Raw genomic sequence first — 18593 nt, forward strand, 5'->3', positions numbered from 1 at the left:
TATTTTTCTTTTTCATCTAATTAATAGTAAGAATAGAAAAGGAGGAATAAGTTATGGATGAATATTTTTAGGTATTATTAAAGAATTTTATGAAAATAAAATTATTTTTGAATGTAATGATCATGGATATATTATTGAAGGTGTTAATTTACAAACATTACCATTAAATATTAAAATGAAAATTTATGTTTATTTTCATCAAAAACCAACTTATGAACAATTTTTTGGGTTTGTATCAAAACCAATAAAAACCTTTTTTATTCACTTACTTAATATTAGTAATATTGGACCAAAAACTGCTTTAAGATTATTAAATCAACTATCACTTGATAGTATTAAGTTGGCTATAAGCAAACAAGATTATAAGATATTGCAACAGTGTAAAGGTATAACTCATAAAATTGCTAATAATATTATTAATTATTTTAGTAATCATATTAAAGTAGTAAGTAATTTAACAACTAGTCAAAATGAAAAATCAGATTTAGTATTTGATACATTATTAAAATTAGGTTTTAGTTCAATAGTAATTAATAATTTTTTATTAAGAAATATTAATTGAGATTTGGAAGTTGAAGAAATTATTGCATTAGCTATTAAGGAAATAAAATATGGGTATTAGTAGTTTTAATAATTTTGTTGGACAAAATAATGTTATTGAACGTATTCTAATTTTAATCAAAGGTAGTAAAATTCAAAATATTGCTTTAAGTCATATTTTATTGATTGGTCCTCCTGGTATTGGAAAAACAACTATTGCACGATTAATAGCAGAAGAATTGCAAGTAAATTTTCATAGTTTAGAAGGAACAAGCATTAATAAAACTAGTGATATTATTAGTATTTTAGCAAATATCAAACAATCTGATATAGTTTTTATTGATGAAATTCATGTTGTTAACTATGAAATATTAGAAGTATTATATTCTGCATTAGAAGGTAATTTTATTAATATTATGATTGGTAAAGATTATAATAATAAAATTGTTAAAATTAATTTATCCTCTTTTACATTTATTGGTGCTACTAATAAAGTAGGAATCTTAACTAAAGCGTTGATAAGTCGTATTCCTAATATTTTACAATTATCTGATTATAATTATCAGGATATTAAAAGTATTATTTCACAAGTTTTTTTAAGTTTAAATTGAAAATTAGAAAATAATATAATAAATATTATTGCTAATCATTGTCGTAATATTCCGCGACTCATTATTAACATCATTAAACAATTGTATAATTATTGTGTTGTTATGAATGTAGATTTAAATGAAACTAATATTTTGCAAATTTTATTTTTTTTGCAAATTTATCCTTTAGGTTTAAATAGTTTACAATTGGCATATTTAGCATTGTTTAATAATGTAAATTTAGATAAAAGTTTGAGTATTGAAATTATTTGTCAACTTTTGAATGAAGAAAGAAAAAATCTTGAAATTCATTATGAACCTTGACTTATTCATTGTGGTTTAATTACTAAGACAACTAAGGGTCGTAAAATAACAATTATTGGTAAAGAGTATATTAATAATAATATAATTTTATTTAGAAAATAATTATTTTTGATATTATTGTAAAACAATTGTTATTTATAACGAATGTTGGTATTCTTATATAGTGCTTAAATAATATACAATCTATGTTTATACAAATAAAATGATTTAGGAGTGAAGAAATATGAACACTTCTTCTAGGACAAGAAAAACTAAAAATCTTGGATTTTTTTTAAGGATTTTTAGTTTAATAATTATTGTTTCTGCAATAATAATTTCAGTAGTGTTTAGTGCTAAATATGTTGAAAATAATAGTAAATTAAGTATTGAGTTTGCTGGTGGTTATCAAACACAAGTTCAATATGAGGCTAAAGGTAAACAAAAAGATGTTATTAATTTATTAAAAGACAGAGTTGACCCTTTAGGTACTAGTAACGTTTATATTGAAAGCATTACTAGCAATAATAATAATAAGTATAATTTAGCGTTGAGTAAAGATGCGGGAGTTGATATTTCTACTTTTGTTCACAGTGTATCACGACGTGGTTATTCTTATATTGTTGATAAAGATGGTAATGACTTATTAGCAACTGAAAAGAAAGATGACAAAGCTACTACTTGAACAAAAAGAGATAAAAGATTATTAACTAGTGATGTTTTTTCTGCTATTAAAGCTGTTAATAATTCTGTTACTCATCGCCCAGAACTTGTTTTTGATGTTAAAAATGATTCAGTTTTAAAAGAACTTACTTCTGCCAAAGAAAATACATTTTATATTTATTCAGATATTGGTCAGTTATTAGATTATATTCGAAGTAGTATGGAGGGTATTCGCTCCCTTGCTTTTATAATTGATAATCTTAAAAATGATACTGATGGTAAGATTAAAGCATCATTAACATCATTATTAGATAATAATACACCAGGTCTTGGTAAAGGTACTGATATTTTAGCTAGAGCTAAAGCACAAGACCCTACTTTAGCACGACTATTAAATCCTAATCAAAATGGTCAATTTGGTATTAATTGAATTTATTCTGATAATTTAGGTTCAGTTCATAGTCTTTCTGTTGATACTAATGATGAAAAAAATACATATGATCCTGCTAATCGCTTTGATCCTTTTGCTTCCCCTATTGTTGGTTCACCTATGAATGCATGATTGCCTTATATTAAAGATTTATTACGTTTACCAGATGTTTCAGATATTTTACATGAAGATGTTATTGATTATCGTTATATTCCATATTGAGTTGGTGAAGTTAAAGTAACTAACAATAGTATTTCAATTAATTCAGATACTTTTAATCTTGAAACAGTTGAACAAATGAAAAGTGTTTTAACATCAGGATTGTCAAAAAATAATTTTACTATGTTATCTTATGCTAATGTTAGTCCAACGCTAGGTGCAACATCTTTAAAAATTGCAGTTGTTATTATTATATTAGTTACCTTTGTTCTTATGACTATTGTTCTGTTTTATTATCGTATGTTAGGAGTTATTGTTCTAATTATAATATCATTATTTTTATTATTTACTATTGTTAGTTTTGTTTTCATTAATGGCATAATTGCTCCTGAAAGCGTAATTGCTTTAATTATTGGTTTTGCACTATTATTAGATACGATTATTAATTTGTTGGAACGTTTTAAAAATGAATATATGCAAGGTAAAACTTTGATTAGTGCTTTTAAATCAGCAAATAAGAAAACATTATCTTCTTCATTAGATTGTAGTGCTATTATTTTAATTGTTAATTTAACTATTTTCTGATTTGGAACTCGTGCTATCAAAGGTTTTATTATTATGACTTCTATTGCTACTTTTGGTGTAATTATTTTTGGAATTATCTTATTAAGATTAATGTTATGAACATTATTACGAAATAACTGGTTAGAAAATAAACCTCAACTTTTAGGAACTAATAATATTAGTAGAAAAAGCACTATAGTTTTAAATAATTCAATAGATACAAATAATATTAAAAGTAGTGATAAAAAAATAAAAAAACAATTAATTTCAGAAAAATGTCAGCTTAAAATTAGTTATAAAAATAAAGTTAAAGAATTAATTAAAAAATTTAAAGTTGATAAGCAGCAATTAAAAAAAGAACATAGTAAATCAAGATCAGTTTATAAGTCAAAAGTAAAAGATTTAAAATTAAATCTTTCACAAGAAATTAATAAATTGAAACAAGAATTAATTAATGCATTAAAACCGTTAAAAATTCAAATAGTTAAAGCAAAAGACAAAAAAATATTAGTTAATTTTAAAAATGTTTTTTCAAAACTTAAAATAAGTAACTGAAATTATTTTCATAAATTAACAAAATGAATTCTTTCAGGTTCTGCTGTTATTGTTCTTGCTTCAGGTATTACTTATGGTGTAATTGGTTCTAATTTTGGTTCTGGTTTTGATCAACGAACTGATTTTGTTGGAATGGGTACAATTACTCAAGATCCAAGTGATCCTAGTTACAATATTATTAAAGAAGCAGAATTAGCAAAAGATTTTATTAATAAAGAAATTCAAAATAATAGTCAATTTAGTAAATATTTTAAAAATATTAATTTTTCCTTAATTGCTGGTGGTGAAGGAAAACCATATCAGTTTAAGATTATTGTTCAAACAACAGTAAATTCTCAAAGTATGCAGCAAAGGTTTAAGAATTTTTTAGGAAAGATTACTAGAAATTGAAAACAAGAATCTATTTTACAATGAGGAGAAATTGATCTAGTTGTTGCTAAGTCAGGTGTAGATTTATTAGTTAATATGATTATTTCAATTGCTTTATCTTTTATTGTTATTTTAATTTATATTATTATTAGATTTCAATTGACTTATGTTATTCCTTTAATTTTAGCTATTATTTTTAGTTTACTAATGACACTTGCTATTATTAGTATTTTCCAAATTGTAATTTCTACTTCAATTGTTGGAATATTATTGGGAGTAATGATTTTAACAATAATTAGTATTATGTCAATTTTTGATAATATTCGTGAAATTAAGATTAATAATAATCAAACACAAGTTATTAGCACAGAAGAAATAATTCAAATTTCAAATAAAAGTGTTCAAAAGGCTTTACCAAGAACATTAGTTATTAATGCTGTAGTATTAATAACATCAGTAATTGTTATGTTTATTATTCCTAGTTTCTGAATAGTTAGTTTATCATTATTAATAGGTTGTATAGTAAGTTTAGTATCATCTTACTTTATTGCTCCTTTTATTTGAACTTATTTTGAGAAATGAAGAGTTTATAGATATAAAAAACGTATTAATAAAATTAAAAAACATTTCATTGGTGCAGATGAATATGTTATTAAAGGTATTAATGAATAGGTGGTTGCAATGACAAAAGAATCATTAAAAAAGATTATTATTAATATTCCTGATTTTCCAATTAAAGGTATCCAATTTAAAGATATTAACCCAATATTAAGTAATCCAGAAGCATTTCAAAGTGTTGTTAATATTTTTGTAGATTTTATTAAAAAATGTGGAGCAACAGCAATTTTAGTACCTGAAGCAAGAGGATTTATTTTTGGTGCTGCTATAGCATATAAGTTGGGTATTAAATTAGTTCTTGCACGTAAAAAAGGTAAATTACCAGGTAAAACCTATAAAGTAACTTATGATTTAGAGTACGGTACTGCTATATTAGAAATGCAGCAAAATGTACTTTCAACAAAAGATAAAGTAGTAATAATTGATGATTTGATTGCAACTTCAGGGACAATTAATGCTTGTCTTAATTTAATAAAGCAAAGTAACGCTCAATCAGTTGGTATTGCTACTTTAATTTCGCTTTCTGAATTTGCTAATAAACATCATTTTGATAATATTCCGCTGTTAGAAATAATTAAGTTTTAATAAGTAGTAAATAATGAATAATTTAACTTGTAAAGATTTTAATCAATTATTAGCGGAAGCAAAAATATTTATCAAAGATCCTAAGCAAATTACAAAAATTAAAGTAGCTTATGAATATGCATTATTAAAACATAAAGATCAATATCGAAAGAATGGTGATCCTTATGTTTATCATGTTTTATCAACAGCATACAATTTAGTATTATGGCATTTAGATGTCTCTTCAATACAAGCAGGATTTTTACATGATATTTTAGAAGATACACCAACAACTTTTGATGAGTTAGTAGTAGAATTTGGTTTGGAAGTTGCTAATTTAGTTTTAGCTGTAACTAAAGTTAGCCATTTTGCAAAAGAAAAAAGAAATGAAATTAAAGCTAATTATTTACGTAAATTATATTTAAGTTTAGCTCATGATATTCGTGTCATTATTATTAAAATGGCAGATCGTTTACATAATATTAGAACTATTAATTTTTTAAATCCTGAAAAACAAATAATTATTGCTAAAGAAACTTTAGAAGTTTATGCTTCTATTGCTCATCGTCTAGGTATGCGTAAATTACAATCAGAACTAGAAGATCGTTCTTTTGCAGTATTACATCCTAAAGAGTATAAAAAAATTGATAACCTTATTAATTTAGATCGTGAAAAACGTGAAAAATTAGTTAATGAAATTATTAAAGAATTAAGTAAAACATTATCACAACATAAAAATTTAATTTTTAAAATTTATGGTCGTAGTAAACACTTATATTCTATTTATCGTAAAATGTATTATTTTGGAAAAGATTTTGATGATATACATGATATTTTAGCAATTAGAGTTGTTACTAATTCTATTGATAGTTGTTATGCCATTTTGGGTTATATTCATCAAAGTTTTACTCCTGTTCCGGGTAGATTTAAAGATTATATTGCAACACCAAAAAATAATATGTATCAATCATTACATACATCTGTTGTTTTTGATAATGAAATTTATGAATTACAAATTAGAACTGAAGAAATGGAAGATTTTGCTGAAGCAGGTGCAGCTTCGCATTGAAGATATAAAGAAGGGGAAAATAAAAATCCTAAGAAACGTCAAGCAGAAATTGATGAAAAATTAAATATTTTTCAAGAAATATTAAATTTAAATGACTTAAATCCAAATGTTGATGAAAACATATTAGCAGATAATATTGCCAAAGATAATAATTTAGAAAAAGAAATTCGACAAGATATTTTTAGTGATTTAATTTATGTATTAACTCCAAATGGTAATGTTATAACATTACCATTTGGTTCAACTGTTTTAGATTTTGCTTTTAAAGTTCATACTGAAATTGGTGAAACAACAGTGGGTGCAAGAATAAATGGTATTTATTCTCCTATTAATACTGTTTTAAAATCAGGGGATATTGTTGAAATTAAAACCGCAAAAACCGCACGTCCTTCTCATGATTGATTAAATATTGTTAAGACCAATTTTGCTCAACATAAAATAAAAAAATATTTAAATAATCAGCAAGAAAAATTTAATCAAGAAAATAAAATTAAAGATACAGAAAACAAAGAGAAAATAAAAAAAACAAAGGAAAAAATAGAAGAATATATTATTGAAAATCACATTCGTTGAAAAATTGCAAAACGTAATGTTATTATGTCAAGAATTAGATCATTAAAATATAAAACGTATGAAGATTTTTGCTTAGATGTTGCTAATGGAACTTATACAATTGAACAGGCGGTTACTACTATTTTATATAGTGATTCAGCAACATTTCAAGAATTAAAAACTAAACAACAAACAACAATGAATTTAAGTAGTAATAATGAAATTATTATTGAAAATGCCCCCAATACTAAAACATCATTGGCTCATTGTTGCTTACCTATTCCTGATGAACCAATTGCGGGTTATATTACTAAAGGGCAAGGTATTAAAGTTCATCGTTTAATTTGTCCTAATGTTAGTTTGCCAGAGCGGAAAGAACGTATTATTGATACTAAGTGAAATTTATTAGCAACCAGTGATCATCTTTATAATTCAAAAATTCAAATTCGATATTTAGATCGACCAGCATTGATGACTGATGTTTTAAATATTTTGGGCTATTTAAAGGCACAAATTCAAAGTATTGATGCTAATAATAAACTTAAGGAAAATCATGGAAGTTTAAAAATTTTAATTAAAGTTTCTAATATTGAACGTTTACATCAAATTATTTCATCAATTAAAAAAATTCCTGATATTATTGCAATAAACAGAATAATTATGTAATATTTTAGTATAATATTTTCAGCATTTAAAAGTAAATTTAGGGTAAACATTAAGAGACGGTGTGGTTGGTGCAAACACTGGTTAACTAATTTTATGACATTAAATAGCTTGTATTATTAATTAATTAAATATGATAAATTATAATTAAGTGCATTTATTTTGTAAATGAATTAGGATGGTACCGCGTTAAGAAACGTTCCTAAAATAAAGGAACGTTTTTTTAGAAGATTTATTTTTTATTAAAAGGAGTAAAAAAAAGTATGCAATTTCAAAAGCCAAGAGGAACACGTGATATGTATAATGAAGAGGTTATTATATATCGTAATATTATTAAATCTTTAACACAGTGTGCAATTAAATATAATTATCAAGAATTTATTACTCCTATTTTTGAAAATGCTCAACTATTTTTACGAGCTGTGGGAGATACAACTGATATTATTCAGAAAGAAATTTATCAATTTAATGATAAAAATGATAGATTATTAGCTCTTCGTCCTGAAGGAACAGCAGGTATTGTTCGTGCTATAATTGAAAATAAATTATATAAATCTAAGCAAACGTTAAAGTATTTTTATTATGGTTCGATGTTTCGATATGAAAGACCTCAAAAAGGGCGTCAACGTCAATTTAATCAATTTGGTATCGAAACTGTTGGTGTTAAACATCCTTTAGTTGATGTTGAAGTAATGATGATGGCCTTAGAAATGATAAAAAGTTTTTCAATACCAAATTTAACTTTAAATATTAATTATTTTGGATCTAATGAAACAAAAAATAAATATCAAATAGCACTTAAAGAACAATTATTAAATCAAAGTAAGCAATTGTGTGAAAATTGTCAAATTAGAGTTAATGTATCACCACTAAGAGTTCTTGAATGTAAAATTTGTACTAAATTAAATTTAGAAATACCATATTTAAATGATTTTTTAACTAATGAAGAAAAAACATATTTTACAACTATTATTAATAGTTTAAAAAATAATAAAGTTAATTTTATTATTGATGAGCATTTAGTTCGTGGTTTAGATTATTATAATGGTATTATTTTTGAAATAACTACTATTGATTCACGAATTGGTGAAAGTCAAAATACTTTACTTGGTGGTGGTAGATATGATAATTTATTTAATGAATTGGGCTCACCATTAAAAATTCCTGCTATTGGTTTTGCAATTGGTATTGAAAGATTAATGTTATTATTGGTAGAAAATAAAAATATTAATAAACCACCAATTATTGATTTACAAATTATTGCTTTAAGCGAATTAGGATTAATAATGGCTTCCGATTTATTATTACAATTACGTAAAGAAAATTATCATATTGATATGGAATATAATTTATATCAAGATAAAAATAAGTCACAGATTATTGATCGTAGTTTAGCCAAAAATATACTATTTTTAAAAGAAAAAAATCAGGTTAGTTTTTATTCTTTTGTTAAAAAAGAAATGATAAAATTAATTTTTGATACTGAACAGCAATTGCTTAGTAAGGTTAAAAATCTATTATTAGAGGAGAATGAAGAATATGGAAAAACTCTTTAGAACTCATACATGTGGTAATTTAACGCAGGGTGATATTACAAAAGAAATTATTATTAGTGGTTGAGTTAAAGATATTCGTATTAATAAATTTGGTATTTTTATTGATTTACGTGATATGTACGGAACAACACAAGTCATTGTTAAACCAGATAACGGATATTATAAAGAAATAAAAAATGTTAAAGTTGAATCTGTTTTAAAAGTAATTGGAACAGTTGTCTTACGAAAAAATAAAGATGCAAAAACTGCTAATGATATGATTGAAGTAGTAGCAAAAGATATTGAAATATTAAGCAATTCTATTAATTTACCATTTGTTATTAAAAATGATAATACGCTTGCTAGTGAAGAATTACGTTTACAATATCGCTATTTAGATTTAAGAAGACCAGCAATGAATTATAATATTAAATTTAAACACCAAGTTCTTAGTTGTTTACGAACATTTTTGAATCAAAATAATTTTTTAGAAATTGATACTCCTTGCTTAACAAAATCAACACCAGAAGGTGCTCGTGATTTTTTAGTTCCTGCTCGTATTCAAAAAAAACATTTTTATGCTTTACCACAATCACCACAAATTTATAAGCAATTATTAATGATATCAGGTATTGACAAATATTATCAAATCGCTAAATGTTTTCGTGATGAAGATTTTCGTGCTGATAGACAACCCGAATTTCAACAATTAGACTTAGAAATGGCATTTACTACTAGTAAAGAAATTAAATTAATAGTAGAAAATATGCTAATAAGTCTTTTTAATACTTTAAAAATTGGTAATATTCCTTCAACATTTTCATCAATTACCTATGATCAAGCAATGGATTTATATGGTAGTGATAAACCCGATTTACGTTGTACATGTAAGTTAATAAATATTAATATTAACAATAATAGTGATGGATTTATTTATAAGGGTTTTATAGTTAATGATAAAATGAACGAAACAACTATAAAAAAATTAACAGAAATTAGCAATCAGCATGGAGGAAAAACATTAATAATTTATGACTTAATTAAGAAAAAAATTATTCATAATAATTCTAAAGTAAAGGGTGATGATTTAGTTTTATCAGAAGAAATATCAAAAATAAAATATAATAATAATTTTTTAATTTTCGTATATGAACAACAAGATATTGCTAATAAAGTTATGGGTGCTATTAGAAGTTTTTATATTAATGATTTGTCAAAACGAATTAATCATAAAGATTTTATGAATAATATTGAAAACTTTGAATTTATTTGAATTATTGATTGACCAATGTTTGAACAGGAAGAAAATAAATGACAAGCTTGTCATCATCCTTTTACAAGTCCAAAAAATCCTGAAAAATTATTAGATATAAAAAATAAAGATTTAGGAACTTTAACTGCAGATGCTTATGATTTGGTTTTAAATGGTTTTGAAATTGCTGGTGGGAGCATTAGAATTCATGATTATAAATTACAGAAAAAGATTTTTGAATTATTAGATTTAAGTAAAACAGAAATTGAAAATAAATTTGGTTTTTTCTTATCAGCTTTTAATTACGGAGTTCCTCCACATGGTGGTATTGCTTTTGGTATTGATCGTTTATTAATGCTTTTAATTAAGAATGAATCAATTCGTGATACTATTGCTTTTCCTAAAAATAATCGTGGTATTTGTTTATTAACAAATAGTCCTAGTGAAATTTCATCTGATCAGTTATCAATATTAAATTTGGAATTTAAGAAGTAAAATTTTAATTTTAAAGTGATTAGAAGTTTAATAAAATTAGAAAATATAAATATTAAAAATCTCTAATGAAAAATAATTAAATTATTTTTCATTAGAGATTAATTATGTAATTTAATTGAAATCAATTTTTCAATAATGTTAAATTAATAATTATTAATTTCAATTATATTTTTTTGATATTTGTTAATATTCAAGTTCAATAAATGGTTCACTATCTTTGGTTTTTAGATGTCATATAGCTGGTAAATTTTTTTGAACTAAAGTAAAGACATTATTTGTTGCTAAACATTTATAAAGTGAACCATCATTAGTTTTAGTTTTTCCATCTCCGTTTCATGTAGTAACATATAAAAAATTTGTATTTTTATTAAAAACTAATGATAGTACTCCCCCCCTTTTATTCCAGACATTGGTTTAAAGTTTGTTTCTCCTGCTAAACATTTGTAAACTTCACCATTACTAGGAGATTGATATGAACCGGTTCAAACTCCTGCATAAATATTATCATCATTGTCAAAAGTTAAAGAAGAAACAGATTTATTTATACCATCCATTTTTTTAAAAATATTTTGATTTTTTTGATATTTATAAACGTTACCTTTAAAACTACTTTCTCTAGTACCTATATAAACATTTTCATTTTTATCAATAGCTATTGTTCATATTTCACCATATATTCCTAATATTGGTTTAAAGTTTGTTTCTCCTGCTAAACATTTATAAAAAGCACCATGTCAAGAACTATTTCTAGTTCCAAGATAAAGATTACCTTTTGTATCAGTTGCTAAAGAACATATTTCACCAGGTATTATTAAATTTATTTTTGGAATTATAATTTTTTTATTATTATTTTTTATTTCTGCTTGTTGTTGAGTTTCTGTTAACTGTGTTTCTAATTCTGTAATTTTATTTGCAAGATTTGTAATTATTTTTCTTTTATCTAATGCATCTCTTTCTGATTTTGCATAGAGATCACTTATTTCTTTTAAATCATCAAGAGTTTCTTGTAGTTTTTTATTTAATTTTTCAATTTTGGTTTTATATTTATTATTAGTTAGACTTTCTTTTTCTAATATTTTCTTTTTATTATTTATCATTTTTTAATAAGTACCTCTTTCTTTAAATTAATATAAATATTAATTTTTAATATTAAGATTTACCAAAAATTTGATTTTTTATTATTTAATATCGTAGGTTTAGAAAAAAATGTAAAATATTGTTAATTAATTTAATTCATATAAAAATTAGTCTTTTTATATTATTTATAAAGTTAAAATAGTAATAATAACATCATATATATATATATAATTTAATCAATAATATATTACTAGTTTTGTTATAGATTTAAAAAAGTAGATTAATACTTAATTTTGTTGAAACAGTTTTGTATAAATATAAATTAGTAATGATAAATTCTAATATTTTTAATAGTTATTTTAGGTAAATCTTAATTAAAGTTTATATGTGAAAAAAATAATATACAATAAAAAAAGTTGTTATTATTATTAAATAATAAAGAAATAAAAAAATAAAGATAGATGAAAAATAAATTTTATTTTTTTATTGATTACTAATAAGTATATCAGTAATCTACTGTTAAGAATCATGTACAATATTTTTACACAAGATTTATATAGAGAGGTGTTTGGATTTATGAAAAAATTTAAAAAAATATTAGCAACGACAGCTACTGTGGGAATATCAACAACAGCAACCCTTAGTACAGTTGCATGTGATAATTATTCATTACCACAATTAGACAGTAAATATGCACAATTATTAGGTTGATATGATACTGATGGTAAAAGTTTAATTTTACAAAAATTAAACTATGATAATACATCTGATAGTGAAAAATATTCGGTTATTGCAGATGATCACTTAATGAAAATTAATGATCTTTTTAAAAATAAATTGTTAAGAACAGGTGCACCACCTCATAAATATAGGGCAGAAAATGCTAATGCAGCACATTTTAAAAGATTTAGGTTTCAAAATTGGTGATGAAATTGGTGTTTATTCAGATGAAGAATATGCTGAAATTGTTAGTTTAACTGTTAGTATTAAAAATACTTTTCCAGGAGAAATTAAAGAAAAATACACCGAAGATGGTTTTGAATTAGAAGCAGGTAAATGTCAAATTGATATTATCAAAAATAATGAAATTTTAAAATCTTATATTATTAATACAGCCGACAATAAGGATTTAGATGTTAGTGAAGAATTTTGAAAAATTTTACCTGATTTGAAACTTTATAATAATGTGGGAGTTAAAAAAGGAAGTTTAGCCTCTGGTTTTAAATTAGAATTTTCACCATATAAACAAAAGCAATGAGAAGCTTTAATTGGTTTATTAAATACAAAAGTTTATACATTTTTTTATGATGCCGCTAAAAATGGTAATAAAATTACTAGATTTATTAATGTTCAGAGAGTGTGATTACAAGTAGATTTTGGGAAAGTAAATGCACTAAAAGATTCAAGAATTGGATCATTACCAGTTTTAGATTAAAACTATATTAATACAATTATATTTTACAAAAAGAGCAGTTGACAATGCTCTTTTTGTGTTAATTAATAAATTATTTTATCTAATCTTATTTTAATATTTGAGTTTGTTGAATTAATTTATTTTTTCTTTTATTCATGCTGAGTTATACTTGTAAGTGCAAGTAAATAAAATTGCAAAAAATTCTCATATAAAAATTTCATAATGCTAAATTTAGTTTAGAAAAAAGTAAGGAGTTTTTATATGAGTTATAAACATCTTGGCATAGATGAAAGGATTTATATTGAGAATCAATTGAAATTTAAATTTAAAATTAGTGAAATAGCTAAAAATCTTAATCGAAGTATTAGTACTATTATTCGAGAAATTAATAGAAATAAAGATAATAATCATTATTTTTCATTAATTGCACAAAATAAAGCTGAAAATCGAAAACAATCACATATTAGTTTTCATAAGTTTAAAAATAAGAATTTAGTAAAATATGTACAACAAAAATTACTATTAGGTTGATCACCTGAACAAATTTATGGCAGAATTAAAAATTTTCATAAAGAGTGAGTTATTAGTTTTAAAACAATTTATACTTGAATTTATTTTGGAATGCTTGATAAAGTTACTAGTAAAAATTTAAGAAGAAAAGGTAAAAAACGAAAATCTAAAGAAAATCGTGGCAAGTTTAATGGTAAATCAATTAAAGAACGAGATATAAATGTTAATGATCGTATAACACTTGGTCATTGAGAAGGAGATACTATAGTATCATCACGAGGTAAAAGCAAATCATGTTTAATAACTTTAGTTGAAAGAGTATCACGATTTACTTTAGCAATATTAGTTAAAAACAGAACTACTAAAGTTATTAATAAAAATGTTAGTTATTATTTATCAATTCTTCCTAAAAACATTGTTAAAACTATTACTTTTGATCGTGGCAAAGAATTTTCAAATTGACAACAACTTGAAAAAAATTTAGATATAAAAATTTATTTTGCCAATCCATATTCACCTTGACAAAGAGGTACTAATGAAAATACTAATGGTTTAATTAGAGAAAAATTTCCTAAAAAATTTATTTTTTCAAAAACTAATAAAAATGAAGTTCATAAATTTATATTGTCTTTAAACCAAAGACCAAGAAAAATACTAAATTATCTTTCACCAATCGAATATTTGGATAGAAAAATAATTTAGTTGCACTTACCTTTACAATTTAGCTCATAAATAAAATAATTTGATATTTTATTTATGAACTAAATTTATAATTATCAAATAAGAGGGGGTGTTAAAATGATAAATAATGTTGTATTAGTAGGTAAATTAATGAATGAACCAGAAATAATACCAACCAGAGAACAAATTCCAACAAAATGAACCAAGTTTATAATGGCAGTTGAAAGACCTTTTAAAAATCGTCAAAATCAATTTGAAATTGATTTTATCACTATTAAAACTTGAATAGCTAATACAGAGGAATTAAAAACACTATTAAAAAAGAATGCAATTATTGGTATTAAAGGTAGAATTCAAACATTTGCTAATAAATCTAATGATTTTTACTATACAGAAATTATTGCTGATCGTATTATTTATTTAACTTAAAACTAATTAAAAAATAGTCTTAATTACTCAATAATTAAGACTATTTTTATTTTTACTACTAATAAGTTTATAGTCACTTTATATTTTTTCAAATTAAAACGATATATAGTAAAATAAATTTGTTATAATTTTACTATAATTTATTAGTATAAAAGGTTAGGAGCAAACAAAATGAAAATTGGAATTGTAAGTGATTCAGCTACTGGTTTTACCCTTGAAGATATGAAAAAATATCCTGAAATAATAATTATTCCTTTAAATATTATTGAAGGAGAAAATGCTTATGATGATAATAATATTGATATTGATAGTGAAACAATTCGTAAAAAGATGATTGATGAACACTATATTTTAAAAACTAGTCAAACTAGTCGTGGTAAACTTGAACAATATTGAGATAATGCTTTGAGTAAATATGATCAAATTTTATTTTTACCAATTGCTAATAATGCTTCAGGACAATATGCAAGTTCGCAAGTTTTACAAAAAGAAGAAAAATATAAAAATAAAGTCCATATTTTAGAAACAGGTGCTGCTTCAATACCTTTAAAATTTATGGTTTTAATTGCTTTTACTCTTGTTAAAAATGGAAAAAAAATTCCTGAAATTTTAGAAATTTTAAATAAATTCCGCAAAACTTATGAATCTTATATTGCTCCTAATGATTTAAAATTTTTAGCTCGTGGTGGTAGATTACCAATGAGTAAAGCAAGAATTGGTAATTTTTTACGTTTTAAACCAATTTTAAGATGTAAAGAAACAATTGATAATATTGGTAGAGTTAGAACTTTAAGTAAAGCTATGGAAGAAATGTTAGATATTATTACTAAAATTAAAGATGTTACTAAAGAAACAATATATATTATTGATGGTTGATGTAGAAAAGATATTATTGATGAAGCAATTAAAAAAGTAAAAAATAGAGGATTTACCAAATATAAAGTTGAACCATTATGTAATATTTTAAAAACACATACTGGTAATAATACTATTGGTTTTTCAGTAGTACCTAATCAATGAGTAAAAGAAGTCTAATAAAAAAGTAGTTTTATAAAAGATTGATTAAGTATGCTGTTTTTTTAGAAAAATATATAAAAAAATTTAAATCTAAAAAAGAATGTTAGTAAAGGTTAATTTAGTTTACTAACATTCAGATTTTTTTCAACTTATAAATTATAAATAATAAAATATTAAATATTATGATTTAAATTCTTATTAATAGTTAAAGTTTTAAACTAAAGAAATAATTGAAAAAATTTAATAAAATAAATATCTATAAATCAAAGTAATGGTTTTTTAATTTATTGAGCTTTAACTATAAAATTAAAAAATATTTTTATTAAGTATCCTTAACCATTTCATAGTATAACTATTTTATTTTTTTAATTTTAATAGCCATTTTCATTTAGTGGTATTTTAAATCAAAAACCTTCATAACAAACAACATTTCCAAAATTATTTTTATATTTTTGATAAGAACGACAAATATTATTATAGACTTGATAATAGCGTTTTTTATTAGTTTTATCAATGTGGTAAACTTTTAATATTGCTTCTTCTATAGTGTCATAAACACCTAAACAGTTATCTTCTTTATCATATCTCGCATAAATAAAATTATTTTTTTTCATTTTTAACTCCAATACTTTTTTATATATTCCCATAATTTAAGATTTACTTAGAACATAGATTATATTTATAATATTTAGGATTTTAAAAAAATACGAAATGGTGTAAGAACATTAAATTAGTTTGTAAATTTATAAAAAATAAAATGATAAGTTAAATTTATGACAATATTAAAAATATTGTTAATAACATAAATTGATAACAAATTATTTTTTATAGAATATAGTTTTAATTGAAAAATTATTATTTATTGTTTATTTTTGAATTCTAAGTAAATCTTAATTTAAGTCTATAATTGAAAAAATGAATATACAATAAAAAAATCACTTTTTTATAAAAAGACGAATTTATTTCATAATTTTATATTGGGAGATTGTTAAAAATCCGGAATAAATTAAATCTTATATAGTCTTATTATATTTTAGACAAGAAATAATTTGGATTTTTATGAAATTGTACATTCATCTTACTATTTTTTAAAAGATATTTCAACTAAAATACTTAATTTTAAAAATTACTAAAATAAATTAAATATTTATACACAACAAAAATTCTTACTAAAGTGCATTTAATAAGTTTTAATTTATTTTTAGTTTTTTTTTAAAAAAACTAAATTTTTAATTTATAATAATTGTATCTCCGTATTTATTTTATTATATTTAGAAATAACCATTTTAATATAAATTAAAATATTATATGTTCTATTACCAAGCATTTCTTTTAAAACATGTCAAATATTAGTTTCAGTATAACAACCAATATTTCACTTTGCACTTTGATTTTCAATACCTTGTTTATTATTTTTAAAATATTTTTTCTTTAATTTTTTATGATTATCTAATTCTTTATATAAATAATCAATTAATTGTTCATATTGACCATTATTAATTAAATTTTTACAATTATTATATTCTTTTACATACTTTCCTTTATTTCCAGACATTATAGCAAGATATAATGTTCTAATTAAATGGAATTTATCTAAAACAAACTCAGCACCTAAATAATCTGCTACATCTTTAATTCATCCAGCACTATCACCACAAATAATAATTTTTGCTTGCTCAATATTTTCATAAAATTTTTGACAATGTTTTTTAACAAATTCAGCAGTTTTTTTAACTCCAATTGCTGTTTTTGTTGGTCTTATAATTGCTTTTACTCTTTTATTTTGTACCTTGTGATTAATATTATCTGTATATGTTACTATTAAACGCATAGAGTGTTTTATACCTTTACGTTTAAAATCTCAAAACTTTCGATGTCCATCATCAATTGCTACAAAAATAGGTTGATTTTTTTCTAATTTTACTTTTACTGGATTTGCTTCAATTACTTCTAAATTTTTAAAAACTCTATGAATAGTACTAACACTAATACCTGCTTTTTTACAAATAGCACAAATATCATGATATCTTTTTCCATCAGCAAAATATTCAATAATAGTTTGTTCAACATCTTCACCAATTCTTTTATATTTAGGTAATTCTAGTCATTCATCAACTAAACAAATACGAACTCATTTTTGTAATTTTTCATCAAAATATTCATAAATTCTTCTTTTATAAGTTACTAATCCATATAATGTTTTTCTTGTTCGATATTGATAATCAACTATTTTATATTTCTTTTTATCTCTTGTTTTAAATATTCTTCAATCTCGTTTTTCTCATTTCTTTGTTATATGTTCTAAAACTAATTTATCAATTTTGGCATATTGTTCTCTAAAATTTCATTTATAATTAAAACTCATATTTTTTTACTCTCCTAATCTGTTTCTGCATCAATTATTAATTTTAATTTACATAAATTTAAAGTGTTAAAATATGGTAAATTAAAATAATAATCTATTTTTCTTTATTTTATTCACAATAATCCACATAAGAACGTAATTATTACTAAAATAATGGTATTGTGAAAAAAAGTACTTTCATA

Annotated in this window: 15 protein-coding genes; 12 read left to right on the forward strand and 3 right to left on the reverse strand. The window is 22.8% G+C overall.

The features are described from left to right. Window positions 1-76: 76 nt before the first annotated feature. From ruvA to aspS, 7 genes are all read left to right on the forward strand, one after another. On the forward strand, window positions 77-622 hold the full coding sequence (gene ruvA, locus AACL05_RS02635) for a Holliday junction branch migration protein RuvA (protein ID WP_338986374.1): 546 nt from the start codon (window positions 77-79) through the stop codon (window positions 620-622). After that, window positions 612-1556, forward strand: coding sequence for an AAA family ATPase (locus tag AACL05_RS02640; protein WP_338962378.1), 945 nt, complete (start codon window positions 612-614; stop codon window positions 1554-1556). The genes ruvA and AACL05_RS02640 overlap by 11 nt, the downstream gene beginning before the upstream one ends. Before the next feature lie 121 nt (window positions 1557-1677). Then, window positions 1678-4842: a protein translocase subunit SecDF gene (secDF, locus tag AACL05_RS02645; RefSeq protein WP_338962380.1), complete on the forward strand. Its 3165-nt coding sequence runs from the start codon at window positions 1678-1680 to the stop codon at window positions 4840-4842. A 9-nt stretch (window positions 4843-4851) separates the two neighbouring features. Continuing rightward, a complete protein-coding gene (locus AACL05_RS02650; RefSeq protein WP_338962383.1) occupies window positions 4852-5373 on the forward strand; it encodes an adenine phosphoribosyltransferase in 522 nt (173 codons plus the stop codon). A 13-nt stretch (window positions 5374-5386) separates the two neighbouring features. After that, the gene (locus AACL05_RS02655; protein ID WP_338962385.1) at window positions 5387-7639 is read left to right on the forward strand and encodes a RelA/SpoT family protein; all 2253 of its coding nucleotides are present in this window, start codon (window positions 5387-5389) and stop codon (window positions 7637-7639) included. Between the two features lie 260 nt (window positions 7640-7899). Then, window positions 7900-9192: a histidine--tRNA ligase gene (hisS, locus tag AACL05_RS02660; RefSeq protein ID WP_338962387.1), complete on the forward strand. Its 1293-nt coding sequence runs from the start codon at window positions 7900-7902 to the stop codon at window positions 9190-9192. Beyond that, window positions 9176-10918, forward strand: a complete 1743-nt coding sequence (gene aspS, locus AACL05_RS02665) for an aspartate--tRNA ligase (protein ID WP_338962390.1) — start codon at window positions 9176-9178, stop codon at window positions 10916-10918. Before hisS ends, aspS begins: the two co-directional genes overlap by 17 nt. Before the next feature lie 374 nt (window positions 10919-11292). On the opposite strand, the gene AACL05_RS02670 is transcribed toward aspS, so the two are convergent. Continuing rightward, window positions 11293-12015, reverse strand: coding sequence for a hypothetical protein (locus AACL05_RS02670; protein WP_338986201.1), 723 nt, complete (start codon window positions 12013-12015; stop codon window positions 11293-11295). 556 nt (window positions 12016-12571) lie between these two features. On the opposite strand from AACL05_RS02670, the gene AACL05_RS02675 reads away from it, so the two are divergent. From AACL05_RS02675 to AACL05_RS02695, 5 genes are all read left to right on the forward strand, one after another. Further along, complete coding sequence (locus AACL05_RS02675; RefSeq protein ID WP_338962395.1) at window positions 12572-12967, forward strand: hypothetical protein; 396 nt, start codon at window positions 12572-12574, stop codon at window positions 12965-12967. Beyond that, complete coding sequence (locus AACL05_RS02680; protein WP_338986203.1) at window positions 12882-13430, forward strand: hypothetical protein; 549 nt, start codon at window positions 12882-12884, stop codon at window positions 13428-13430. Before AACL05_RS02675 ends, AACL05_RS02680 begins: the two co-directional genes overlap by 86 nt. Before the next feature lie 240 nt (window positions 13431-13670). After that, window positions 13671-14621 carry an IS30 family transposase gene (locus AACL05_RS02685; RefSeq protein WP_338960236.1) on the forward strand — a complete coding sequence of 317 codons (951 nt, stop codon included), beginning with the start codon at window positions 13671-13673 and terminating at the stop codon, window positions 14619-14621. 96 nt (window positions 14622-14717) lie between these two features. After that, window positions 14718-15029 (forward strand): single-stranded DNA-binding protein, encoded by a 312-nt coding sequence (locus tag AACL05_RS02690; RefSeq protein WP_338962401.1) that lies wholly within the window; start codon window positions 14718-14720, stop codon window positions 15027-15029. A gap of 171 nt (window positions 15030-15200) precedes the next feature. Beyond that, window positions 15201-16064 (forward strand): DegV family protein, encoded by an 864-nt coding sequence (locus AACL05_RS02695; protein ID WP_281748924.1) that lies wholly within the window; start codon window positions 15201-15203, stop codon window positions 16062-16064. 353 nt (window positions 16065-16417) lie between these two features. Here AACL05_RS02695 and AACL05_RS02700 read toward each other — a convergent pair whose 3' ends face one another. Beyond that, complete coding sequence (locus AACL05_RS02700) at window positions 16418-16660, reverse strand: hypothetical protein (RefSeq protein ID WP_338962405.1); 243 nt, start codon at window positions 16658-16660, stop codon at window positions 16418-16420. Between the two features lie 620 nt (window positions 16661-17280). Then, window positions 17281-18411, reverse strand: a complete 1131-nt coding sequence (locus tag AACL05_RS02705) for an Mbov_0401 family ICE element transposase-like protein (protein WP_338962407.1) — start codon at window positions 18409-18411, stop codon at window positions 17281-17283. Window positions 18412-18593: the final 182 nt, after the last annotated feature.

Source organism: Spiroplasma endosymbiont of Thecophora atra (assembly GCF_964019735.1).
In the GTDB taxonomy this organism is placed as follows: domain Bacteria; phylum Bacillota_I; class Bacilli_A; order Mycoplasmatales; family VBWQ01; genus Spiroplasma_E; species Spiroplasma_E ixodetis_A.